Genomic DNA, 24637 nt, shown 5'->3' on the forward strand with positions numbered 1-24637 from the left:
TGGAATGTATACGGGGTTACCGGTCCTATAAATATAACAGGGTATCTGCATACCTGCAATAGCGGCATACAGGTATGAAACCTTTCGAAATAATTTTAAACTTTTTGTAACTTACCAACTTACCGTTTTTCAAACTTACCAAGTAACCTGGTTAACTATTAACATCCATGATCGCAAAAAGTCAGTTCCACAGATTGCTATGCCTGGGCTTATTCACCAGCATTTCCTTTCCCGCATTTTCCCAGCAGCTGCAATGGGATAAAGGCCAGACCTTCGTTGAGGCACCAGACCCCGTTCCGTCCAACGGACAAAGCTGGAATGCAGTAAAACCGGGCCTTCACGCTTCTTTCGTTTCTATAGACAAGCGATTCGCCAAATCCGAAGCACCGGGCATCACTATTGAAAAGGCCGTACACCTGAAGGGCTGGAAAGGCGAGCGCCTCTCCGCACAGCTGCTCCTCTGGACGGCAGACTCTATTCCCGGCGTTAAAGTGCAGGTAACCGATCCGGTTGCCGCAAACGGAAATAAACTCGGACAGGCAGCTTATGCCCGTTTTGAGCGATATATCATTACCGACACCTACGGCCCCGGTTGCGGCTGGCGCAAACCAGGCGATTTTCCTGCTTCCCTCTCCCCTGACATGCTCGACGACCTCACTTCCTACAACCTCGAAAAGAAGAAGGTACGCCCGGTATGGATCACGGTAGACGTGCCCCGAACTGCCGCTAAAGGCACTTACACTGCCAAAGTGCAGGTAACCGCCGCAGGTGGTAAAAAGCAGGAGCTGAGCCTCACGCTGGACGTGATCGACCTCACCCTGCCCACACCCACAGACTGGATTTTCCACCTCGACCAATGGCAGCACCCCGCCACTATTGCACGAGTAAACAATGTACCGGTATGGAGTGATGCGCATTTTGCCGCCATGGAACCGCAGATGAAGATGCTGGCCAGCCTCGGCCAGAAAGTGATCACCGCCACCCTCAACAAGGACCCCTGGCATGTTCAAACCCTCGATCCTTACGAAGACATGATCATCTGGACGAAGGAAAAAGACGGCAGCTGGTCGTACGACTACAAAATATTCGACAGATGGGTGACTTTCATGATGGGACTCGGCATTACCAAAATGATTAACTGTTATTCCATCGTTCCCTGGAATAATGAGATACATTATAAAGATGCCGCAACCGGTAAATTTGTGGATGTGGTAGCCAAACCCGGCACACCGGCATTCACTGAAATGTGGGAACCTTTCCTGAAAGACTTCGTAGTTCACCTGCGTCAGAAAGGCTGGCTGGAGAAAACGAACATCGCCCTTGATGAGCGGAATAAAGATGAAATGGGTCTGGCGTTTACCCTGATCGAAAAAGCCTCGCCCGCACTGAGCGTGTCGTATGCTGATAACCAGAAAACCTATCAGCGGTACCCCAACAGCCGCGATGTGAGCACTGCCGTGCAGCACCCTATCGCTTCAAAGGATCTGGCAGACCGTACCGCGCGTGGGCTTAACACCACTTTTTACGTGTATTGCGGAAACAATTTCCCTAACCAGTTCACCTTCTCCGACCCGGCGGAATCAGCCTATATGGGCTGGTACGCCATGGCGGCAGGCTATAACGGTGTGCTGCGCTGGGCATTCAACTCCTGGGTAGAGAACCCGCTGGTAGATTCCCGCTTCCGTACCTGGCCTGCAGGCGATACCTATATCGTATATCCCCAGGCACGCAGCTCCATCCGCTACGAGCGCCTGCTGGAAGGCATCCAGGATTATGAAAAGGTGCGCGCCCTGAAGCAATTGCTGGAGCAAAAGCAGGATAAGGCACAACTGGGTAAACTGAACGCTGCCATTGCCAGGCTGAACAACAATAAGCGCCATGATGGCTGGAATGAAGATCTCAATTCCGCCAAGAAAGTGCTGAACGAGATTTCAGCAGCGGTTACCAGGTAATCACTTTACAACATTTATTATATAAAGGAAGGGGCCATGTGCTCCTTCTTTTTTTTACATTGCAATTCCCGGCTATACGTCTTTTATTATTGTTACAATTCTTTATCAATCGGTTTATAACAATCGTCTCCAGATATACGATCCCTGTATATATAAGTATTTCTAACAGTTATGGAGCCGTTCAATGCACAAAAGGATTAAAAAACAATCACAGATAATTATTCTTTCCGGCCCTTTTTAGTAAATTTACGTGAGAGGCTGCCTCACATACACATGAGCGAATTCAACGATATAGCTTTATTGAAATCATTAAAAGAAGGGGACGAAACTGCTTTTACTGCGATCTACAATCAATATTGGGAGCGGCTTTATTTTATGGCGCATAAACGCCTGCAGTCGGCACAGGATGCCGAAGAAATTGTGCAGCAGGTTTTTCTGACGCTATGGCATAAACGGGCCTCTCTCAGCATCCAATCTCTTCCTTTTTACCTGTCCGCCATGGTGCGGTATGCCATTTACCGGCACTTTGCCAATCAGGAGCGCAGCACGGAAAGAACCGGCACCCTGAAGGCAGTAACCGCCGATGCCTCACCGGCATTCGATATAGAGAATAAACACCTCCTTGAGATATTAAACAAGTTCGCCAACGAACTTCCGGCAAAGCACCGGATCGTTTTTCTCCAGCATAAATTGCTGGACCGACCGCTGGATGAGGTAGCCAGCGAGCTGGGGGTATCCGTCCGCACCGCTGAAGGGTATGTGACCCATGTGATGCAGATGATGCGCAAACGGCGCGAATACCTGACGCTGATGCTCCTTTTCTTCCTGCTGAAATAACCCCGGGAAAAATTTTTCTCCTTTTTTGCGTACAAATGCTTTTGGCGATGCTCTATATATGTAAGGGGCCCCGCTCTGGTTTTAACTATACACGTAATGGATACAGCACAGGTCAAGATTCTGGCCGATAAATACCTGAACGGCACTGCCACCGCTGAGGAAGCGGCCGCGTTGCACGAATGGTACGATCATGTGAATGAGGGCGATACAGAAATCGTTGTCGCGGAACAGGAAACGACACTGGAAAGCACCAGGGCACGCATCCTCCTGCAATTGCAGGAACAGATCAGCAGCCCGGAAAAGCCGGCCGTGGTCATGATTGCCGTCCGCCGGAAATGGCTGATAGGGGCTGCCGCAGCAGCGGCGATGCTCCTGGCAGCCGGTACGTACATGTGGAAGCAAACCGGTAAGGAGCAACCCTCCCCAACTGCCTCAATTACGAACCCGGCTCCCGCTAACCGTGCTACCCTTACCCTGGGTAACGGCACAGTGGTGGATCTGAGCAAACAGGAAGATGGCGCCCTCCTGCAACAGGGAGGCTCCACTGTCAGCAAAGAGGAATCCATGTTGGTGTATGAAGCTGGTAAAGACGGGGCACAACCTGTGATCAACAAACTGTCTGTACCCAAAGGCGTTCAGTACCGCCTCGTGTTGCCCGACGGAACAAAAGTATGGCTGAATGCCGCGAGCGAACTCCAATTCCCTTCCGCATTCACCGGCTCACAACGCACCGTGCAGCTGGAAGGTGAAGGATACTTTGAAGTAGCCGCCAACGTACAACAGCCATTTACCGTAGAGGCCGGCGGAACACGGGTAGAGGTACTCGGTACGCAATTCAACGTAAAAGCGTACCACGACGAACCGGGTGTACAAACAGCCCTTCTGCAGGGGAGTGTGCGCATCGTATCGGGTAACGGGATAAAAAGTATCCTCCGCCCGGGAGAAGTAGCCACCGTAACCACAGGCAATTCCCTCCAGATCATCAGCGATCCGGATACAGATCAGATCACCGCCTGGAAAGAAGGGGTATTTGCTTTCCGTAATGCCGACATCGCGGAGATCCTCCGGGAAATAGGACGCTGGTACGATGTGGAGATCGTGTATGAAGGGCCGGTAACACAACGCCGCTTCACGGGAAAGGTATCGCGGAAGTATAGTCTTTCCGAAACCCTCTCCGTACTCCTTGCCAGCAACCTCCATTTCCGGCAGGAAGGGAAAAAGATCATCGTTTTGCCATAAGCACAACAACCAACATAAACCAACATTCCGCGTCACGACATGAGGCGCTCAACCAAAGATCGAACCGTACAGAATCAATCGTTAACTTTTAAATCAGACTGCAAACAGGATCATCTAAGTCGTACACCAATTTCCAGGAACATTTTTTAAATCATTAACCAATCATTTTATGTTCTCGACATCCTTTTGCCTAAAGGGGCAGGGCACGTCATGCCTATCAACCAAATCCGGGCTAAGCCCGTTCACAAAAAGTTTACTTACCGTGAAACTGTCCATTTTCTTTGTATTGCTGGGTGCCATGCACGTCAGCGCCGCCGCTACCGCGCAGAAAATCTCTATCTCGCGTGAGAACGCGCCGATCGAGCGCGTACTTGATGAAATAGAACGGCAAAGCGGCTACCAGGTCTGGTACGAGGAAGGCACACTCGCCTCCGGCACCAAAGTGACCATTGCCATCAAAAACGCTTCCCTCGAAGATGCACTCAACGCCTGTTTAAGAGGCCGCCAGCTGACATGGACCATCGTCAGCAAAACGATCGTGCTGCGCAAAGCTACACCCGTTACTGCACAGCCACAGCCACCGCAGAAGATCCGGGGCACCGTGCGCGATGCTGGTACAGACAAGCCCATGCCCGGCGCCACGGTTCAGATCAGCGGCACTTCCAAAGCCACCGTTACCAATGCCAATGGCGAATTTGAGCTGGAATCGGAGAACGGTGAAGTAACCCTCGAAGTATCGTTCGTAGGGTATGAATCACGGAAGATCAAAGCCTCTTCCATCCGCGCCATTACTGTACTGCTCTCTGCTGCATCTTCCAAGCTGGACGAACTGATCATTACCGGTTACTCCGCTAAAAAGACCGGCGAGCTTACCGGCGCCGTACAAAAGATCAGCGGCGACCAGCTGCGCAAAGGCATCACCACCTCCGACCCCGTATCCCTCCTGAAAGGGCGCGCCACCGGCCTTTACATCTCCGAACAGGGCGCAGGCGACCCCACCAGTGCCGGCGGACAAATCTTCGTGCGCGGCCAGAGCAGCATCGTTGGTGTGGGCGTGGATCAGTACAATGAATTCGTGATGCCCACTCAGAACTATGGCCCCCTCCTGGTGCTGGACGGCGTTATTATGCCCAACCAGAACCTCAAGGAACTGATCAATGCACAGGACATCGATAACCTTACCATCCTGAAAGATGCTGCCGCCACCGCCATCTACGGCTCACGTGCTGCAGCAGGCGTAATAGTAGTAAATACCAAGAAAGGCCAGGCAGGTAAACCACAGCTTCGTGCAGAGGTGAAATATGGTATTAATAAACCCAACCGTGGTTCCATCCGCTTCCTGAATGCTAATGAATTATTCGATCTGCAAAAAAGATACTTTACGGAAGACTACCGCGTGAACAACGCATCCCTCTCCCCGCAATACCCTACCCTGCAGGCGTATCTGGACAACCGGTTACCTTCACAGGCTGACCTGCAAAATAGCTACGACTGGGAGCGCTATGCCTTCCTTAACAGCAACACCAAGGAAGTAAACGTGTCCGCAAGAGGCGGCACCGAAGCTTCGCGCTATTACATCGGCGGATCGTATTACGACGAGCAGTCTACCGGAATCAATAATGGTCTTAAAAGAGGTACCTTCCGCATCAACCTCGAAAACAAACTCTCCTCCCGCCTCACCACCAACATTTCCGTAAACGGCATATTCGACAGCGGCGAAAGGGAGAATATGAACTCCGGTACATTCCTGTATGGCATGGTTCCCTGGGTAAACCCTTACAATGCAGACGGAACGCTGAAACCCAGCCTGCAATACAAAATGAACGGCAGGATGCGGACTGCGGAGAACCCTATCTTCGAAAACCAGTACAATTACATCCATCCCAAGGCACAGCGGTTAGCAGGATCTATCCGGGCAGATTATAAACTGACCGAATGGCTGAGCTTCTCTTCCACTAATTCCGCCAACCTGAACTATACCAAAGATGAACGTTATATAGATGCGCGCAGCTATGCAGGCTCCGGCACCAGCACCTCATCCAAGGGCTTCCTCGGTACCAATACCAACCAGATATTCACCTTCCTGACCTCCAACCAGCTCAGCTTCCGCAAAACGCTGGGACTGCACAGCATACGTGCATTGGCAGCTACCGAATACGGCCGTACAAAAATGGAGAACATACTCGTGAACGTAAATAACGTGCGTGCAGGATACCCTGTAATTTCACTGGCCAGGCTCGTGGGCGGCCGCTACGATTACAGCATCTACGGCATCCCCACCACCAAAAGCGGTAATATCGAAGGTGGTAAGGAAGACCGGGCCGTATTCTCCGCATTCGGAGAAGCAGGCTATACATACGACGACCGTTTCAGCTTTAGCGCCTCTCTGCGTACAGACGCATCCAGCAGCTTCGGTGCAGATAAACGCTATGGTACCTTCTACTCCGTAGGTGGCGCCTGGGTAGTGAGCAACGAGCAGTTTGCCGCACAACTCCCCTGGCTGAGCAACCTGAAACTGCGTACCAACTATGGTACCAGCGGCTCACAACTGGGCGATAACTTCCTCACACGCACGCTTTACGATCCCCGCTTTACTTATCAGAATCAGACAGCTGCTACTGTTTCTGTGCTGGGCAACCCCGACCTCCAGTGGGAGATCACCAAAACCTATAGTGCAGGTGTAGACCTTGGCCTGTTCAACAGGATCACCGCCAGCCTGGATTACTATCAGCGCCGCTCAGAAGACCTGCTTCAAAAAGTGACGCTCGATGCCGTAGCAGGGTTCCCATCTCAATGGAAGAACGTAGCCACCGTGCAGAACAAGGGTATTGAAGTGCTGATCAACTCCGATAACATTACCGGTAAAAATTTCCGGTGGACTACCTCCTTCAATATCAGCTTCAACAAAAACAAAATCATCAGCGTAGCCAACGACTCACTTCGGCAGGGCTTCTATAATGCCAACAGCTTCTACCTCTTCCCCGGAGATGACATCAACTCCCTCAAGGCAGTGCCTTATGCGGGTGTAGATCCCCAAACCGGCAAGCCCCGCTTCGAGAAAAGGGTGTTTGACGATAAAGGCAATGTAACCGGCATCACTTATGTGAATTCAATGGACGAAGTAGGTGCCTCGGCTGATCCGCGCCAGTTCCAGCATATCGGAAACTTCCAGCCCAAATGCTACGGTGGCCTCACCAATACTTTCTCTTATAAGAACTTTTCCCTGGACATCCTGATCACCTATGCCCTCGGCTATGTGATCACCGACGATCTGGCTGAGCAGATGCAGGGCTCCAACCTCACCGACTACAACCAGCTTGCATTACGCAGCCATCAAAAGCAATGGACCACACCCGGCCAAACCGATGCTACCGAGCCTGAGCTGTATACACATGTAAACTCCAGCTACTTCGGTTCCAGCAAATACATCCATGATGGCAGTCATGCCCGCCTGCGCAGCGTGCGCTTCGGGTACGATCTTCCGCAGTCACTGCTGAAAAAGATCCGCCTTTCTCAGGCACACTTCTACGTGAGTGGCGATAACCTGTATACCATGTATTCCAAAGAGATCATTTCCGCTGACCCGGAAGGTCCGTCTGTAGGCAATGCGCAAGACTTTGGCGGTTCCATAGGTTCAGGGATCGGCATCCCCCGCAGATATGTATTCGGGCTGCAACTTGGGTTTTAATTATTTCGGGCATCAACAATCAACACATGAAACACATTACCATCCTCATACTCACAGGCCTGCTGGCGGCCTCCTGCAACAAGCAGATCGACAGTGTACGGCCCCTTACCAAGATCGATAAGGAAGGCGAACTGTCTTCACTGGCAGGGATCGAAGAAACCACCATCGGCAACTACACCCTGCTGCAGGGCAGCGGCTTTAACAATTACGACGTGCCCATGCACGATTTCGCGGAGAGCCGCGGTAACAACGTAACTCTGCAAACCTGGGGGCTCCCCGGCAAGGAAACCGACGCCTACTTCTTCCGCAACAGCTCCAGCCCCACACAGGGCAACAGCAGCGACTTCTACCGCAGCGCCTACCAGATCATCGTGAGCGTAAATACCACGCTGGAAGGGATCGAAGCAATGGAAAAAACCACTTTCTCCTCACTCACTCAGGCAGAGAAAAACCGCTTTCTGTATGCAAAAGGAGAAAACCACTTCCTCCGGGCGCTGGTATATTTCAGTCTCGTGCGCGTATACGGCAAACCGTATTACCAGTCTCCCGGCCAAAGCCCCGGCCTGATCCTCAAAACCAGCAGCGATATTAAAGACATTCCGGCCCGCGGCACTGTTCAGCAGGCATACGACCTCATCCTGGCCGACCTTAACAGTGCAGCACAGCTGATGAAAGCGCCGGTTACGAAGAACAATGGCTTTGTGAGCACCGGTGCCGCCTGGGCTTTGCTTTCCCGCGTAAACCTGTATAAGGGTGGCAGCGTTGCCAGTCCGGATGCAGCCGCCAACGAACTTGCTATTAAGTATGCAGACAGTGTGATCAGCCATACCGGCAGCAAGTACACCCTGCTGCAGGGCGATGCTTATGTGAAAATGTTTGCCGACGATGAGTTTGGCGATCTGGGCCGGGCTAACGGTACTATTAATAAAGAGATCATCTTCGCATTCGATAACGGCACCCGCGGCAGTTCTCTCGGGGAATTCTACCACTTCGATCCCATTTACGGAGTAGGTGCTACCTTCCTCCCCTCCTCGGAATTCAAAAGCCTGCTGGTACCAGCCGACCTGCGGAGCAATTTCCTGAAGCTGAATCCTAATTCCAACTTCGTGGAAACCACTAAATACATTGTACTTCCTGAAGCATGGCTTACCCGCGCGCCGTATATTTACTGCAGGCTGGCTGAGCTGTATCTTAACAGGGCCGAAGCTTATGCCAAACTGGGCAATACCGCGCAGGCGAAAGAGAACCTGAAAGTCATCCACACCCGTGCCGGGCTGCCCGCTGCCGATATCGACAATCTGGCCGCGCAGGATGTAATTGCAGCTGTACTGAAGGAAAGAAGGATAGAACTGGCCTTTGAAGGGCATAACAGCTTCGATTATTTCCGCAACGGTCTTCCCATGACCCGTACCGCTGCCGACTTCAACGGAACCGCATTCACCATCCAGCCTACTGATCCTAAAGTGGTACTGGAACTTCCAAAAAACTAAGCCATTTAAACCAATCCGGATAACATATGAAACGTACCCTTCCCTGCTTACTGGCCGCCGCCTTATACGCCTGCGGGCCGGCCAATAAACCTCAGGCAACCATCACAGCCGAGATCACCGGCCTGAAAGATTCAGTTGTATATCTTTCCCTGCCTGTCGGCGATTCGTCTAAGACAGACACCCTGCCCGTTAAAGACGGTAAATTCACCTGGACCGGCGAAGTAACAGAGCCGCAAAAGGTTTACCTCATGTTCCCGACCCGGTATGTAGAGCTGTTCCTTGAAAAGGCAGACATCCACCTTGCCGGCCATGCCGATTCACTGACCGACCTCCGTATTACAGGATCAGCCAGTCAGGATGAATATGTTGCATTCCGGAAATCCCTGAAAAGCATCACCGATCAGGAAGAGAAGCTGTATGAAAATTACAATGAGATTAAGGACAACGACTCTGCCATGGCCGTACTGGAAGCCAAAGGCGGTGAGCTGCGGCAGCAGCGCCGGGGTGTAACCATGCGTTACATCGGCGATCATCCTAAAAGCCCCGTAAGCGTGTCCCTGCTGGCAGATATGGCCGTAATGGGAGAATACAAAAAGCTGGACAGCCTGTACAAACTGCTGGACCCTGCTGCACAAAAAACCGGTACCGGCACTCGCCTCGGAGCACGCATCGCCGTACTGAAGAAAAGCGCAGTGGGCGAGCCCATGATCGACTTCACACTGCCCGATGTTAATGGTAAAGACGTGAAGCTGTCAGACTTCAAAGGCAAATACGTACTGCTCGATTTCTGGGCTTCCTGGTGCGGTCCCTGCCGGGCAGAGAATCCGAATGTGCTGAAGGCATTCAATCAATACAAGGACAAGAACTTTACCGTGGTAGGTGTATCGTTAGATGATGACGGGGATAAGTGGAAGAAAGCCATCGCGGAAGACGGTATGCCCTGGATCCAGCTGTCGGACCTGAAAGGTTTCCGCAACGTTGTGGCTCAGGAATATGGTATTCAGGCGATCCCTTCCACCTTCCTTGTTAGCCCCGAAGGCATCATTGTAGAAAAAGATCTCCGTGGCGCAGCGCTGCATAAGAAACTGGCTGAGCTGTTGAACTAATCATGCATCCACACAAAACCTGCATCATGAAACAAATTCCGATGCTGATCGCATCAACGCTGCTGTTAACATCAGCACAGGCACAATCATTTACCCTCAGCGGCACAGTGGAAGGCCAGCCTTCCGGATACATCTATCTGAACTACCCCGGTGGCAAAGGCGAGGAACGCCGGACCGACAGCACTAAACTGCAGAACGGCCGATTTACTTTCTCCGGTTTACTCAATGGGCCGGCAATGAGCAGCCTTATGCTGGAAAGGCCCTCAGAAATGTCGTACGACGCTGATTATGCCAGTCTCTTCCTCGAACCAGCCAAGATGACCGTAACCCTGAAAAAGGGCGCCTTACGCAAAGCGAAGCTGAAAGGCTCGCGCCCGCAGGATGATATGGCATTGCTCGATGAGGCCCGCAAGCCGGTGAATGTGCACCTGCAACCATTGTCTGATGAATATAACAAGCTCAACAATGAGTATATCGCAGCACGCAGGGCTAAGAAAGACAGCGCCACGCAGGCGGAATTAATAGCCCGGCTGGACAAGGTGAAAGAAAAGATGGAGCCTTATTATGAACAGATAGACGCCATCGATAAGGATTTCATCGCCAAACATCCCGCCTCTTACGCCAGTGCATACCTGCTCCGTTTCCGCATCAGCGGGATGACGTTGCAGGAAGCAGAAACCGCTTATAAACGTATGGCTCCGGCCGTGCAGCAGAGCAGCTTTGGAAAGGAGATCAAAAAGGAAGTGGAAAGCCTCCGCGGCGGTTCCCCCGGCAGCACGGCCCATGTGTTCAGCAAAACCGACATTAATGGCCAGCCGCTCAGCCTGAGTGATTTCAAAGGGAAATATGTACTGGTGGATTTCTGGGCCAGCTGGTGCGGCCCCTGCCGCAAAGGCAACCCACACCTGAAGGAAGTGTATGCGAAGTACAAAGAGAAAGGCTTCGAGATCATCGGGATTTCTGATGACGACAGCAGGCCCGAAGACTGGAAGAAAGCCGTAGCGCAGGACGGTATCGGTATGTGGAAACATGTGCTCCGCGGACTGGATATGAAAAAGCGCCAGAACAATGAGCCTAATCCGGATGATATCAGTGACTATTACGGTATCCACTCCCTCCCCACCAAGATCCTCATTGGGCCAGACGGTGTAATCGTTGGCCGGTATGGCGGCGGCGGAGAAAGTGATGAAGCGATGGATAAGAAGCTGGCGGAAGTATTTGCCAATAAATAGCATCCGCTTTCTGGAAATAAAAAGCAACGCCTGCTCATCTGAGCAGGCGTTGCTTTTTCTGTTATAAGGGGTAGGCAGTATCGCTCTTCGTTTCTGATAGTACAAAGAAGCTCTGTACGGTGGTTATATTGGGCAGTGTGGCCAGCTTACGGTAGAAAACGTGATAGGCGTCCATATCGGCTGTAGCGATGCGGAGGATGAAATCGAAGGTGCCCGTCATCTGGAAGCATTCCATCACTTCCGGGAACCGGATCACTTCTTTCTCAAAAGAACTGAGGGTATTGGCGGAATGATCTTTCAGTAAAACATGACTGAATGCAATGAGGCTCCGGTCTATCTTCTTCCTGTCGAGAATGGCTACCACACGCTTGATATATCCCTGCTCTTTCAGGCGCCTTACGCGCTCGTGAACAGCAGCAACCGACTTATGCAGTTTAGCTGAAATTTCCTTGTTGGTAAGCTCTGCATTATGCTGCAGCAGCCGCAAAATCTCAAGGTCTGTCTGATCAATATCTGGCATAATCAAAAAGTTAAAAATAGAGCGCTGAAAGAAGTTCGGCGGTAAAGCCGGGAGCAATAACCGCAGCACTAAAATATAGCTAAAAATGGTCTAATCACCGGAAAATTTACGGTTTATTGCACAATCGCACGAAAATTAAAAAACATTCTTCAATTTAGTGTGGAAATATTACACCAACAAGAAGGGGTTACATTAGCAAGAGAGATCAACCGTTAAAAAGATAGTCGCAATTTCAAAAACCAACCATTTATTTCTTTTCGGGAGCTTTTAGTTTCAGCCACTCCCGGTTAAACTGTTTATTACATCATTACCACAAATTTCTCGAATCTGCGGGGTTAACGCTCCCGCAAAAATTGACACTGAAAAGGATAATTGATGAGACAAGGGATTCTCGATTTCCATCGGGAATATCGATTCTGTTATCTGAACAAAACGTGATCATACACCAAAACATTCCAAATAACATACGCCGTAAAAACAAAAATCAACAACGTTTGAGTATTTTTAGAATTGATGCAATTACCCCCAAAGAATGGCCTCTTTCCAGAGGCTATTTTTGTTTTAAGTGATGGCATAGTTTACACATTCACCGCGGTTTCATGTTTGATCTCGGTCATTACAAAAGAGCTGCGTACTGTGCCGATATGTTGCAGGCGGGATAACTTCTCTACAATGAAATGCTGGTATTCCTCCATATCACGCACAGCTACTTTGAGCAGGTAATCGTCTGTACCAGTCATATGATAGCATTCCATCACTTCTTCCGCCTTCCCTATCTCCCGTTCAAAGTCTTTAATGGCATCGTGCTCATGCCGGTCCAGGTGTACTGCAGTAAATACGATCAGCGACTTTCCTACCTTCCTGGGATCTACCAGGGCTACATACCCTTTTACAATACCTGATTCTTCCATTTTACGGATACGCTCGTATACCGGCGTGGCAGACTTATTCACTGCATCACCGATCTGCTTATGACTGAGTTTGGCATTCCGCTGCAGGATGCGCAGTATCTTCTTATCCGTTTCATCCAGTGTCATGAAGTGTATTTTTCTGTTTTAGGTGCTCAAAGATGGAAATTACAGACATTTCTTCTATTAAAACAAACAAACACAGATCAATATCCTGATATTTCAGCCTTTATAAAACAACATTCTTTAAATCTGGACATTTACAGACAAAACCACCAGATGAACCATCAATTTGCACCGGAAAGCCTGATGATGAGTTTCGGATATAAGCCGGAGCTAAGCGAAGGAGCGATCAAATGCCCTATATTCCAGACTTCCACGTTTGTATTTAAAACCGCGGAGGAAGGTAAGTCCTTCTTCGAGATCGCCTACGGTAAACGGCAGATGGCCGAGGGCGAACAACCCGGACTGATCTATAGCCGTATCAACAACCCGGATCTTGAAATCCTCGAAGACCGCCTCGCCCTGTGGGACCGTGCGGAGAAAGCCGCTGTTTTCGAAAGCGGCATGTCTGCCATTTCTACGGTATTGATGGAATACCTCTCTCCCGGCGATGTTGTATTGTATAGCACACCGGTATACGGAGGCTCCCATCACTTCATGAACCATGTCCTTAAAAAGTTCGGCATCAAAGCCATTTCTTTCGATATCTCCTGCAGCCGGGAGGAAATTGAAGCCATTCTTACAGCCGAAAATGCAACCGGCAGCCTTGGGATGATTTATATCGAAACACCGGCCAATCCCACTAACGCCCTGATCGATATGGAAATGTGCGCAGCCCTGGCCGCCAAATACTCCACACCCGATCGCAGAGTGGTGCTCTCCGTCGACAATACCTATATGGGCCCATTATGGCAGCATCCGCTGGATCATGGGGCAGACCTCGTACTCTATTCCGCTACCAAGTACATCGGCGGCCACAGCGATGTGATTGCCGGCGCGGTAGTGGGCCGTGCGGCAGATATTCAGCGGATAAAAGTGCTGCGTACCTTTTTGGGTAATATGTGCAGTCCGCATACCGGATGGCTGCTGCTCCGCAGTCTTGAAACCCTGAAGGTGCGTATGGATCAGCAACAGCTCAATGCAATCAAGGTAGCGGAATACCTGCAGGCACATCCCAAAGTAGAGAAAGTGTATTACCCGGGTTTGCTGGATGAAATAAACGATGCCGAACAATACCGCATTTATAAGAAGCAATGCCTGGGCAGTGGGGCCATGGTGAGCTTTGATGTGAAAGGCGGGGAAAAAGAAGCATTCAAATTCCTCAACAACCTGAAGCTCATCAAACTGGCCGTGAGCCTCGGCGGCACGGAAAGCCTTGCCGAGCATCCGGCTACCATGACCCATACCGATATCCCGGATGCGGAGAAAGACAGGATCGGAATCAGTGAAAAGCTCGTACGCCTCTCTGTAGGCATAGAGCATTACAACGATATTATTTATGATGTGGAGCAGGCGCTCAGTGTTATGTAAAAAGCAACGGCCGGAAGTACTCCGGCCGTTGTTCGTATGAGTTGTACCGCAGTACCGGGTTCAAAAGCTCCGGCATTCCATATGAAGCTAAGTGATGTTAGCCGCTGAACTTCTGCATTTGCAAAATATTTTTTGTACTTTTTTGCCCGGAACCGGCTGAACCGTATCTTGATACTGATTAACTTATCGTTAAATCCAGCCTGTTCACATCAACCATTTTTCCACGTTATTATCAGGCTGCCAGCCGGTTTGGGGGCATATAGCCGGTAATGAGGCATGAGGCAAAGGATGCGGACAGCAGAAAGGTTCCGGCCGGCAAAATTATATTTGCAAACTAAATTCATGAGATGTCTGAGCGGAAAGAAGATATCGGGCGGGGCTTGTTGCAGGCCGTTTCGGAAGGTGATGAAAGAGCTTTCAGCGAAATATTTCATCAGTTCCGGAACAAGGTATATGCCATTGCTTTCAAAGTGACCGGATCGGAGGCCATGGCGGAAGAAGTGCTGCTGGATGTATTCCTGAAAGTATGGCTGAAACGCGAACAGCTTCCCCAGGTAGAACATTTCACCGCCTGGCTGTATACTATTACCCGTAACCATCTCTTCAACCTGCTCAAGCAAACCGCCCTGCGCGTGCATGCCGCACCATTAACAGAGCAGGAAGATTATCAGTTCCCCTGTTCTGACAACCCCGCCGCCATCCTCCAGGAAAAAGAATACCGCCGGGTATTGCAACAGGCGGTGGACAGGCTGCCTCCCCAGCAAAAGAAAGTATACCGCCTCATTAAGGAACATGGCCTGAAACGCGAAGAAGCCGCGGTGGAACTGAACCTCTCCCCCGAAACGGTAAAGCGTCATCTTTCCGACGCCATGCAGTTTATCCGCGTATACTGTGTATCCCACCTCGGTACCTGGGCGGCACTGAGCATTGTTAAGGGAATATTATAAGTGAAAATTATTTTCCCTCCGGCTGACCCGCTCCCCTTTTTTTACTGTCTCCTTTATTAGAAACGCACAACAAGCACCGAATGTCCAGACTAGACGAGCTGTTCCATAAACTCCTGTCAGGTTCCTGCACGCAGCAGGAAAAGCAGGAGCTGTATGCCCTCCTGGCCACGCCGGAGCACGATGCAAACCTGCAGCGCCTGCTGGACGATGCCATTCAGGCTACCACGGAAGACAAAGCCGTGGATGATGAAAGGGCGGAAGAAATCCTTTCCATCATCCTGCAGGCACAGCCGCAACCGGCCAAACGCCGTACCTTATACCGCACCCTCACCATTACCGCCGCGGCAGCAGCAATACTGGCGCTGGCCATTGTGACCATTCGGCAGGTGCAGCCATCCACCAAAACCACTACACAAGTAGCAGACGTCCACAGTGAAATACTCCCTGCTGCAAGCGGGGCCATCTTAACATTGGGTAACGGGCAAACCATTCCGCTGGACAGTCAGGGCCACGGCGTAATTGCCCAACAGGGTGGTGCCGCGGTAAAGCTCGGTAAGGGCACGCTGGCCTATGACAATGTGCAGCCGGGAGAAGCTACTTTCAATACTCTCGCTACCCCGCGCGGCCGTGTATTCCGCGTAACATTGCCCGACGGGTCAGACGTGTGGCTGAACGCTGCCAGCAGCCTCCGCTATCCTACCAGCTTTGACCGGGAAGAGAGAACGGTGGAGCTGACAGGCGAAGCATACTTCGACATACGCCCCGTGGCAGGTAAGCCATTCCGCGTGAAAGTGGCCGGTAAAACGGAAGTACAGGTGCTGGGTACCCGCTTCAACGTATCGGCCTACGGGAACGATGCACGCATAGCCACTACCCTGCTGCAGGGTAAAGTAGCGGTGAACCGGAAGGTACTGCAGCCCGGGGAACAGGCGCAGTTAACCATTGGGGCATCAGACATGAAAATCGTAACCGCTGATACCAGCCAGGTAATAGCCTGGCGCAATGGCATGTTTAATTTCGATAATGCCGATATCCGGGAAGTCATGAAACAGCTGGAACGCTGGTACGATATCGACGTAGTTTATGAAAACGGTATACCGCCCCTGCGCTTCGGCGGCAAAATGGAGCGCGGCCTTACCCTGCAGCAGATCATGCGGATACTGGCCATATCCAATGTGCATTGCAGGCAGGAAGGCAGGAAACTGATCATCACACAATAGAATTCCAAACCGGCAAGTAAAGTCCACGCGCCTTAACCACCCGTTAAGGCCGGGTATCCCATGCCTTTAAAATCTGTAAGACGGAACATGTCGCACTTTAACCGAAAACCAGGAATGCAACTTAAAAAACTGACAGTCATGAAGCTGATCTTTATGCTGGCAACCGTGCTCACCCTGCAGGTGCAGGCCAGGGTTGCCGCCCAGACCATTTCCATGACGGGCAAGCGCCTCGCCATCAAAGAGATCTTTGCCCGGATTGAAAAGCAGACAGGCTACGTGGTATTCTACAACATTTCACTACTGGAGAAAACCACACCGGTGAATGTAGATGCGCGTAATGTGCCACTGGAAACTTTCCTTAGCACCATTATGGCCGGCCAGCCTATCGATTATGAGATCAACAACAAAACCATCACCATCAAGGAACGCCTCCGCACGCCGCAACCTGCTCCCGGAACAGACAGCCAGGTGAAAGCCCCTCCGGTAAAAGGCCGCGTAACAGATGAGGAAGGGAACGCCCTCCCCGGCGCCACCGTATCCGTTGCCGGTACATCAAAAGGCGTTCAGACGAACGAAAACGGTGAGTTCACCATCGAAGCCGATAAGCAGGATATCATCACGATCTCCTACCTCGGGTTCGAAAAGAAAATGCTGCCGGTAAAGGACATGAAGTTCCCGCTGGTAGTGAAGCTCGCGCCTTCCAACAAAAGCGTGAATGAAGTAGTGGTGATCGGTTACGGCAGCGTGGCCAAGAAAGACCTGACAGGCGCAGTGTCTACCGTTAAAATGTCGGACCTCGCCGATGTACCGGTGGCACGGGTAGACCAGATGTTGCAGGGACGCATTGCCGGTGCGGAGTTCGTATCTGCCGACGGCGAGCCCGGCTCCGGAACCACCGTGCGCATCCGTGGCACACGTTCCATCACCGCCAGCAACGAACCGCTGTATATCGTAGACGGACTGATGGACGCTATTTCCTCCCTCAGCGAACTGAACCCTTCCGACATCGAGACCATCAGCGTATTGAAAGACGCATCTTCTACGGCTATTTACGGCTCGCGCGGCAGCAACGGGGTAATTATCATCACCACCAAATCGGGCGGCGACAAGAAAGGGAAAACCAGCTTTACATTGAGAAACGACCTGGGCTTCTCCGAACTGCCCCGCTACCTCGATCTGATGAATGCTACCGAGTTCGCCCAATTGCAGAACGACCGGTACTACTTTTCCAGCACTGCTAACCAGACCAAACCGCTGGAAGAATACCCATACCCCGACCCGCTGGCACTGGGCACCGGCACCAACTGGACGCAGGAGATCACAAGGAGAGCGCCTTACCAGAACCTCACCCTGTCTGCCTCCGGAGGCGATAAAGCCACGCAGTATTACTTCTCCGCCAACTATAACAACAACCAGGGCATTATCAAGAACAGCGGCATGAAGCGGTACCAGGTGCGTCTGAACCTGGACCGTACCATCAGTCAGCACGTTAAAGCAGGTGTACGTTTCAACTATTCCAACCTCGACCGTGCGCTGAACAATGCCGATGTGGGAACGCAAACGCTGTGGTACCGCTCCACCATCTTCCTCGCCCCTACTATTGCAGCCTATAAACCCGATGGCAGCTTCAACGACTGGAACTCCCAATGGTACAGCGGAACTCCCTTCGATTCCCCGCTGGCCAACGTACTGCTGAGAAAGAACGACCGGCTGGAGAAGAGCCTCAGCTCTATGGCTTACCTCGAAGTAACGCCCATCAAGAATGTACTCATCCGGTCTACCATTTCCTACTCCGATCTTAGCAGGACCAACGACCAGTATACGCCTTCCACCATGCCCACCCGCGTGATCGCCAATTCAGGCGGCTACGCATACAAAAGCAGCTACGCGGAAAACAACCTGCTGAACGAAAACACCATCACTTACAAACGTACCTTCAACCGTCACCACATCTTCGACGCTATGTACGGCTTTACCGTGCAGAAGCGGAAGTACAACAATATGACCGTTAGCGGCCAGGGGTACTTCATTGACGATATCGAGAACAACGACATGGGCGCACTGCCTTCCAAAGAAAACGTGGGCCTCGGCTCCTCTTTGGAAACACAGGGCCGTATGAGCCACCTCGCCCGTGTAAACTATAACTACCGCGGCAGGTATTACCTCACCGCCACCATGCGGCGCGACGGGGCATCTAACTTTTCGGCAGACAACAAGTGGGCTTTCTTCCCCTCTGCCGCTTTCAAATGGAACATCAGCAGCGAGCCTTTCATGGAGCAATTCAGCAAGCTGAGCACACTCTCCTTCCGCCTCAGCGGCGGTACATCGGGTAACGACGCCATCAGCAGGTACCAGTCGCTATCCCGCCTGTCGTCTACCACCGGCGGTTATCTCTTCAGCGGTGTGCAGCCCGTGGCTTACTACCCCGGCCGTATCGCCAACGAAGGCCTGTCGTGGGAAAAGACCACTACCTTCAACGCAGGGCTTGACCTGTCGTTCTTCAACAAACGGCTGGACATTGTGCTGGAAGCTTACCAAAGCACCACCTCAGACCTTTTGCTGACCGTGCAGCTGCCTACACATGTGGGCTATGGCTCCCGCCTCGCCAACATCGGCAAAACCTCCAACCGGGGTATTGAGCTGACGGTAAGCCACGAAAACATCCGGAGGAAGAACTTCTCCTGGTCTACCTCCCTTACCGCCGCACATAATACCCAGCGTGTGGAAGACATTGGAGGGTACGAAAGAGTATCCGTTTATGACAACCCTTATGGCGCCCAGTATATGATGTACGGGTATGAGAAGGGCCGTCCGCTTAACGCTGTATGGGGTATGCAGTACGCCGGCGTGTGGAAAAACACGGCAGAAATCGAGAAGAACAAAGAGACGAAAGAATACGCCTCTTCCGCGGTTAACTTCTACCAGCCGGGCCGCCAGCGCTACATCGATCAGAATAAAGACGGTGTGCTGGACAACAATGACCTCATCTACCTTGGCAACGCCGACCCTCATGTTTACGGCGGTATCCAGAATACATTCCGGTATAAGAAGATCAATTTCTCTTTCTACTTCAACTATTCTGTAGGCGGTAAGATTTACAACCCCACCGAGCTGTTCATGGGCACCGGTACTTATCTGAGCAACCAGTTCCGTTATATGGTGAACGCATGGCACCCTGTGCGCAACCCCACTTCCGACTTCCCCCGTGCGGATTCGAAAGATGATATCCCCAACGACCGCTTCCTGCACGACGCTACTTTCCTGCGCCTGAAAAACGTATCCATCGGCTACCCGGTGAACCTGAACGGCATTACGGGCAAACGCCTGCAGTCACTGTACCTGGCATTAACGGGCAATAACCTTTACCTCTGGAAGCAGTACAACGGATATGATCCGGAAGTATCCACCCAGAGTGGCGGCTCTACCATCCGCAGGATGGACAATGGCGCCTACCCTACCAGCAGAACCATCACTTTTAGCGCAGAACTGAAATTCTAAAAACATCAGACATGAAAACGAATTATCACCGCATACTATATCTCCTGCTGCTCGGCGGCTCCCTCACATTGGGCAGCTGCAGCAAACTACTGGAAGAAGAACCGCACAGCTTCGTAAACGGCGACGGCTTCTTCAAAACCGAGAGCCAATGCATCGCCGCACTCAACGGCTGCTATATGGACCTCACCAACATCTACGCGGCAGACCTGATCATTTCCCTCGAAGCGGCTACAGATCTGGCCTTCCTCAATTCCTCCAACCTCGATGCCAAGCTGGAGATATCTCCTGCCAACCCGGGTATGGGCGATAACATCTGGACCGCCTGTTACCGTGGCGTGATGTTCTGTAACTCCACCATCGTGGGTATAGAGAAAGCAACTATTCCTGAAGATAAGAAGCCTCCTTTGAAAGCAGAGGCAGTGGCACTGCGCGCACTCTACTACTACATCCTCACCAGCACTTTCGGTGATGTACCCTATTACACCGCTGATGTCAGCAGTCTGGATGCGCTGGAGACCATCGGCAAGCTCGGCCGCATGAACGCCAACGAAACCCGTACCGCCCTCATCAATGAGCTGAAGGAATATACCCCTCACCTGCCCATGATGCGGACCTCTGAAGTGAAAGACAACCGCATTTCTGCCCCCATGGGGTATATGCTCATCGGTAAACTGGCGCTCTGGAACAAGGATTACGCAACCTGTGCCACAGCCATGGAAGAGATCAGGAAGATCTACGGCCAGCTCGTGCAATACAATCTTACCGACACCTACTTCCGGAACAAGAACACAGCAGAATCCATCTTTGAAGTACAATACACCTGGAGCGCCGCGGGCCTGAAGAAAACCACTACCGTGGCGGCCTTCTTCACCCCTACCAAAGCCTCCGGCACCAGCACTTATGATGGCGTGAATGTACCCGAGCTGGGCAATGCTGCCAATCCGTTCGCCTCCATTACGCCGTCGGAATACATGATGTCGCTGTACGACCTGGCAGACCCTCGGAAGGAGATCGTACTGGGGTATTCCTATAACGGTACCTGGTTTAAGCGCCCCATGTCTAACAACGGAACCGGCAAGCCCTGGATGGGACCTAAATTCTGGTGCCCGGGCATGAACAACATCGCCGATGGTAATAACCAGAAAGTATTCCGCTATGCAGATGCATTGCTGATGCTGGCAGAAGCCGCCAACGAAAACGGCAATACCGACCTTGCCATGCAATGCCTAAATGAAGTGAAAACCAGGGCCAGCGAAGACTTCCGGATGGATGCCTATCCCGGCAAAACGGAGTTCCTCGAAGAAGTAAAGAAAGAAAGAGCCCGTGAGCTGATGGGCGAATACGGCCGCAAATGGGACCTCGTACGCTGGGGCGACTGGTACCGTGCAGTTACTGAAACCATCGCGGAAGAATACCAGGTGGTGAAAGACAACGTACGCCCTTACCATGAATATTACCCGATCCCTGACAAGGAAGTGATGCGCTCCAACGGCATACTCACCAATCCTGCCTATAAATAATGCAAACCATGAAAAGAAATATCAGTATCACACTCCTGTTCCTCTTCACCGCGTTTACCGCCGGTGCGCAGGATACATTGAGAGTTCTCAGTTACAACATCCTTGAAGGGATGGTGAAAGACACTACCCGCGGCAAGCAGGTGTTCGCAGACTGGGTTAAAACCCATCGTCCTGATGTAGTGGCGCTGCAGGAATGCAACGGCTTCACCCAGAAAACACTGGAGGAACTGGCATTGAGCTATGGCCACCCCTATGCTGTGATCGTAAAGGAAAATGGTTATCCCACCGGCCTTACATCCCGTTATCCCATCGCTGCCATTCAGAAGATCAATGAGAATATGACCCATGGTTTTATCATGGCAAAGATTGGCAAATTCAATATCGTAGTGCTCCATCTCAACCCGCATAAACATAAAAAGAGAAGAGCGGAGATTGCGCAGGTGCTTGCCAATATTGAATTACAGTCCGATAAAAAGAACTGGTTCATGATGGGCGATTTCAACTCCGTATCCCCGCTGGACAGAGAGCGCCTCGAAAAATCAGGCTATCTCGACAAACAGAAGGCGGCCATGGCTAAAAGGCCCACGGTGCTGGACAACCTGGCGAACGGTACGGAGATCGATTATGAAGTACAGCAAAGCATACTGACGGCAGGTTATATTGACGCCGGTAAACTGTATGATGAAAAAGAGAAAGCCCGCACGGGTAAGAGCATCATCTTATCAGACTCCCGGATCGATTACATCTACGTAAGCAGCGACCTTAAAAAGAAGATCATCCGCTGCGCTTTTATCTATGATCCGTTTACGGCCGTACATTCCGATCACCGGCCCATTATCACTGAACTCAAACAATAACCGGCATGAAGCAATATTTCAGATACATACTGGCCGGTGGCGCAATAGCCCTGCTCTTCGCCTCCTGCCGCAAGAAGGAAGATTATTTATTCAGCACCGAACTGGCTATTGATACCCGCATCGTGCGCCTGGCCGCTACGGCAGACACAACGCAGATTATCGTTTATGCAGATGGTAAATGGACGGCAGAGCCGGTTGAAGAAGCCAGCTGGATGAAACTGCAAACCGCTTCCGGAGACGGTAAAGGCAGTTTGCGTGCGGAAGTGCTCAGTAACGAAGGCAACCTCCCCCGTGCCGTAAAACTGCTCGTGCGGGCCGGTAATAAAACGGATACCATTTCCCTCCAGCAGCGGGGCATCACTCCCCAGATCGCCATTGCAGACACCACCATGCAAAGCATCGCCAACGGGGGCATGCTCAAAACCGTGATTACCACCAATGTACCCACGGATAAAATGACCATCAGTTACCGGTATGATGATCCCGCACAGGCCAACTGGCTCAGCAATGTCACCATCACCAACGGCTACCTGAATGTTAAAGCGGATACCAGCCGTGCAGCAGCGCCGCGTACCGGCGTACTCACCCTTAGCTACCTCGATGCACTGGGTACCACCACCCGAGACTCTGTACGCATCCGCCAACATCCCGGCATCAACTTCGATGGAGCCGTGCTGAAAGATTTCGCTTATGTGAAGCAAATGCTTGCTGCTGGCGCCATTGATGAAAACATCTACATCGAAGGCATCGTGATCAGTGACAAGGGGCATCCCAATATCGGGCAGAACCTTAACCTGTCTGCCAACAAGCATGTGATTGATAAAACGGGTAATGCCGTGGCCGTATATGTGCAAAGCATGGATGGCACTACAGGCCTGTATCTTAAGATGAAAACCGCAGGGGATAATATCTTCAGCTTTAACGATCATGTGAAGATCTGGCTGAAAGGCGCCTCGCTGGCGAAGCTCTCCAATCCCGGCCGCGCCATCCTCTCCGAAATAGAAGCACCGATGGTAATGGAAAAGGAAAGCCGGACCACTACATTGCAGCCCCGCGAGAAATACATGCGCGACCTTACAGACGATGACCTGTATACCTATGTGAAGCTCCGCGATGTAGAGATCTCGGTACCCTCAGGTTCTTTCTCGAATATCAACGAAGGGTATATAGCCCGTATGGACTGCTACCCTACCCACATCCGCGACATTAATGGGAATGGCATGTATATGCTCACCAATAACGACGTGCCTTATCGTCGTGATGGGGAACAGGTGCCCCAGGGGGCAGGTACCATTGCCGGTGTGCTGGTAAGCGAAACCATGGATCGCTACGGTGGCAACATCGGTAAATACGCCATCCGTCACCTTAAGCGCGAAGACATTGCCCTGCAGAACGCAAGGGATAACGGATTCTCGAACGTACTGGTGGAATGGAGCAAATACAGAACCGAATACGCCGCTACTCCCACCGCCAGCCTCAACCCGCTGACGCCTGAAATTGGCAACGGCCGCATTTACCAGAGCACCAAAACGGGGATGGACTATACCGCTAACGGCATCGGGCCCGGTACCGATTACAATGCCCTGTTACAGGAGCCTGCCACCAATAAAGGTGCTGTAGGTAACGGCGGATGGCTCTGCAAAAACTGGTGGAACACCGCCGGCAACCGGGGAGAGTACTGGATGATTGAAGTATCTACCGCCGGCATCAGCACGCCCGTATCTTTACAACTGGAGGGCAACTCAGATATTGGCGGGCCACGTAACTTTACGGTGGAATGGTCTGCCTCCAATGATGCTGCTACAACCTGGAGCAGTGTGGGCACCTTCACTTTCCAGGATGTCGCTAACTGGAGCAATACCCTGCTTACACAGCTGCCGGGTCATAAAGTGGTGAACTTCCAGTTCCCGCAGGCAGCCAGCGGATTGAACACACTTTACATCCGCGTTCGCGCTACGAACAAAACCGCAGGAACTGCCACCAACCCTACCGGTGGGTCTATATCCGCTACGGCGGTGAGCAGACTGGTGCATGTGTCTGTCAAATACAACAAGTAGTATAAACGGAAACCCTGCATTAACTAAAAATGG

At 51.6% G+C, this 24637-nt stretch carries 16 protein-coding genes; 14 read left to right on the top strand and 2 right to left on the bottom strand.

Annotation, left to right across the window (positions count from 1 at the left end):
- The first annotated feature begins 167 nt into the window (after positions 1–167).
- From DEV76_RS25560 to DEV76_RS25590, 7 genes are all read left to right on the top strand, one after another.
- Positions 168–1952, top strand: a complete 1785-nt coding sequence (locus DEV76_RS25560) for a DUF4091 domain-containing protein (protein ID WP_109700803.1) — start codon at positions 168–170, stop codon at positions 1950–1952.
- A 273-nt stretch (positions 1953–2225) separates the two neighbouring features.
- On the top strand, positions 2226–2789 hold the full coding sequence (locus DEV76_RS25565; RefSeq protein ID WP_109700804.1) for an RNA polymerase sigma factor: 564 nt from the start codon (positions 2226–2228) through the stop codon (positions 2787–2789).
- A 96-nt stretch (positions 2790–2885) separates the two neighbouring features.
- Positions 2886–4028, top strand: coding sequence for a FecR family protein (locus DEV76_RS25570; protein ID WP_109700805.1), 1143 nt, complete (start codon positions 2886–2888; stop codon positions 4026–4028).
- A gap of 262 nt (positions 4029–4290) precedes the next feature.
- Positions 4291–7716: a SusC/RagA family TonB-linked outer membrane protein gene (locus DEV76_RS25575; RefSeq protein ID WP_198652255.1), complete on the top strand. Its 3426-nt coding sequence runs from the start codon at positions 4291–4293 to the stop codon at positions 7714–7716.
- A 26-nt stretch (positions 7717–7742) separates the two neighbouring features.
- The gene (locus DEV76_RS25580; protein ID WP_109700807.1) at positions 7743–9206 is read left to right on the top strand and encodes a RagB/SusD family nutrient uptake outer membrane protein; all 1464 of its coding nucleotides are present in this window, start codon (positions 7743–7745) and stop codon (positions 9204–9206) included.
- A 26-nt stretch (positions 9207–9232) separates the two neighbouring features.
- The gene (locus DEV76_RS25585) at positions 9233–10312 is read left to right on the top strand and encodes a TlpA disulfide reductase family protein (protein ID WP_109700808.1); all 1080 of its coding nucleotides are present in this window, start codon (positions 9233–9235) and stop codon (positions 10310–10312) included.
- 26 nt (positions 10313–10338) lie between these two features.
- The gene (locus DEV76_RS25590) at positions 10339–11544 is read left to right on the top strand and encodes a TlpA disulfide reductase family protein (protein WP_198652256.1); all 1206 of its coding nucleotides are present in this window, start codon (positions 10339–10341) and stop codon (positions 11542–11544) included.
- A gap of 61 nt (positions 11545–11605) precedes the next feature.
- On the opposite strand, the gene DEV76_RS25595 is transcribed toward DEV76_RS25590, so the two are convergent.
- Positions 11606–12064 carry an Lrp/AsnC family transcriptional regulator gene (locus tag DEV76_RS25595; RefSeq protein WP_109700810.1) on the bottom strand — a complete coding sequence of 153 codons (459 nt, stop codon included), beginning with the start codon at positions 12062–12064 and terminating at the stop codon, positions 11606–11608.
- A 578-nt stretch (positions 12065–12642) separates the two neighbouring features.
- Positions 12643–13101, bottom strand: a complete 459-nt coding sequence (locus tag DEV76_RS25600) for an Lrp/AsnC family transcriptional regulator (RefSeq protein ID WP_109700811.1) — start codon at positions 13099–13101, stop codon at positions 12643–12645.
- Between the two features lie 150 nt (positions 13102–13251).
- On the opposite strand from DEV76_RS25600, the gene DEV76_RS25605 reads away from it, so the two are divergent.
- The 7 genes from DEV76_RS25605 to DEV76_RS25635 all read left to right on the top strand — a co-directional run bounded on the left by DEV76_RS25605 (position 13252) and on the right by DEV76_RS25635 (position 24604).
- A complete protein-coding gene (locus DEV76_RS25605; protein WP_109700812.1) occupies positions 13252–14505 on the top strand; it encodes a cystathionine gamma-synthase family protein in 1254 nt (417 codons plus the stop codon).
- 347 nt (positions 14506–14852) lie between these two features.
- Entirely contained in the window at positions 14853–15452 is a 600-nt protein-coding gene (locus DEV76_RS25610; RefSeq protein ID WP_109700813.1) for an RNA polymerase sigma factor, read from the top strand.
- A gap of 80 nt (positions 15453–15532) precedes the next feature.
- Entirely contained in the window at positions 15533–16672 is a 1140-nt protein-coding gene (locus DEV76_RS25615) for a FecR family protein (protein WP_109700814.1), read from the top strand.
- Between the two features lie 138 nt (positions 16673–16810).
- Positions 16811–20170 carry a TonB-dependent receptor gene (locus DEV76_RS25620; RefSeq protein WP_109700822.1) on the top strand — a complete coding sequence of 1120 codons (3360 nt, stop codon included), beginning with the start codon at positions 16811–16813 and terminating at the stop codon, positions 20168–20170.
- 11 nt (positions 20171–20181) lie between these two features.
- Entirely contained in the window at positions 20182–21690 is a 1509-nt protein-coding gene (locus tag DEV76_RS25625; RefSeq protein ID WP_109700815.1) for a RagB/SusD family nutrient uptake outer membrane protein, read from the top strand.
- Between the two features lie 8 nt (positions 21691–21698).
- Positions 21699–22547 (top strand): endonuclease/exonuclease/phosphatase family protein, encoded by an 849-nt coding sequence (locus tag DEV76_RS25630; protein WP_157963119.1) that lies wholly within the window; start codon positions 21699–21701, stop codon positions 22545–22547.
- 5 nt (positions 22548–22552) lie between these two features.
- On the top strand, positions 22553–24604 hold the full coding sequence (locus tag DEV76_RS25635; RefSeq protein ID WP_109700817.1) for a DUF5689 domain-containing protein: 2052 nt from the start codon (positions 22553–22555) through the stop codon (positions 24602–24604).
- The last annotated feature ends 33 nt before the right edge of the window (positions 24605–24637 follow it).

The sequence above is a fragment of the Chitinophaga deserti genome, assembly GCF_003149455.1.
GTDB lineage: Bacteria > Bacteroidota > Bacteroidia > Chitinophagales > Chitinophagaceae > Chitinophaga > Chitinophaga deserti.

Bases quoted from the DNA above. Each gene is read 5' to 3' on its own strand.
- DEV76_RS25610 (WP_109700813.1), top strand. From the start codon at position 14,853: ATGTCTGAGCGGAAAGAAGATATCGGGCGGGGCTTGTTGCAGGCCGTT.
- DEV76_RS25625 (WP_109700815.1), top strand. From the start codon at position 20,182: ATGAAAACGAATTATCACCGCATACTATATCTCCTGCTGCTCGGCGGC.
- DEV76_RS25570 (WP_109700805.1), top strand. From the start codon at position 2,886: ATGGATACAGCACAGGTCAAGATTCTGGCCGATAAATACCTGAACGGC.
- DEV76_RS25600 (WP_109700811.1), bottom strand. From the start codon at position 13,101: ATGACACTGGATGAAACGGATAAGAAGATACTGCGCATCCTGCAGCGG.
- DEV76_RS25580 (WP_109700807.1), top strand. From the start codon at position 7,743: ATGAAACACATTACCATCCTCATACTCACAGGCCTGCTGGCGGCCTCC.
- DEV76_RS25595 (WP_109700810.1), bottom strand. From the start codon at position 12,064: ATGCCAGATATTGATCAGACAGACCTTGAGATTTTGCGGCTGCTGCAG.
- DEV76_RS25620 (WP_109700822.1), top strand. From the start codon at position 16,811: ATGAAGCTGATCTTTATGCTGGCAACCGTGCTCACCCTGCAGGTGCAG.
- DEV76_RS25615 (WP_109700814.1), top strand. From the start codon at position 15,533: ATGTCCAGACTAGACGAGCTGTTCCATAAACTCCTGTCAGGTTCCTGC.
- DEV76_RS25585 (WP_109700808.1), top strand. From the start codon at position 9,233: ATGAAACGTACCCTTCCCTGCTTACTGGCCGCCGCCTTATACGCCTGC.
- DEV76_RS25630 (WP_157963119.1), top strand. From the start codon at position 21,699: ATGAAAAGAAATATCAGTATCACACTCCTGTTCCTCTTCACCGCGTTT.
- DEV76_RS25560 (WP_109700803.1), top strand. From the start codon at position 168: ATGATCGCAAAAAGTCAGTTCCACAGATTGCTATGCCTGGGCTTATTC.
- DEV76_RS25605 (WP_109700812.1), top strand. From the start codon at position 13,252: ATGAACCATCAATTTGCACCGGAAAGCCTGATGATGAGTTTCGGATAT.
- DEV76_RS25590 (WP_198652256.1), top strand. From the start codon at position 10,339: ATGAAACAAATTCCGATGCTGATCGCATCAACGCTGCTGTTAACATCA.
- DEV76_RS25565 (WP_109700804.1), top strand. From the start codon at position 2,226: ATGAGCGAATTCAACGATATAGCTTTATTGAAATCATTAAAAGAAGGG.
- DEV76_RS25635 (WP_109700817.1), top strand. From the start codon at position 22,553: ATGAAGCAATATTTCAGATACATACTGGCCGGTGGCGCAATAGCCCTG.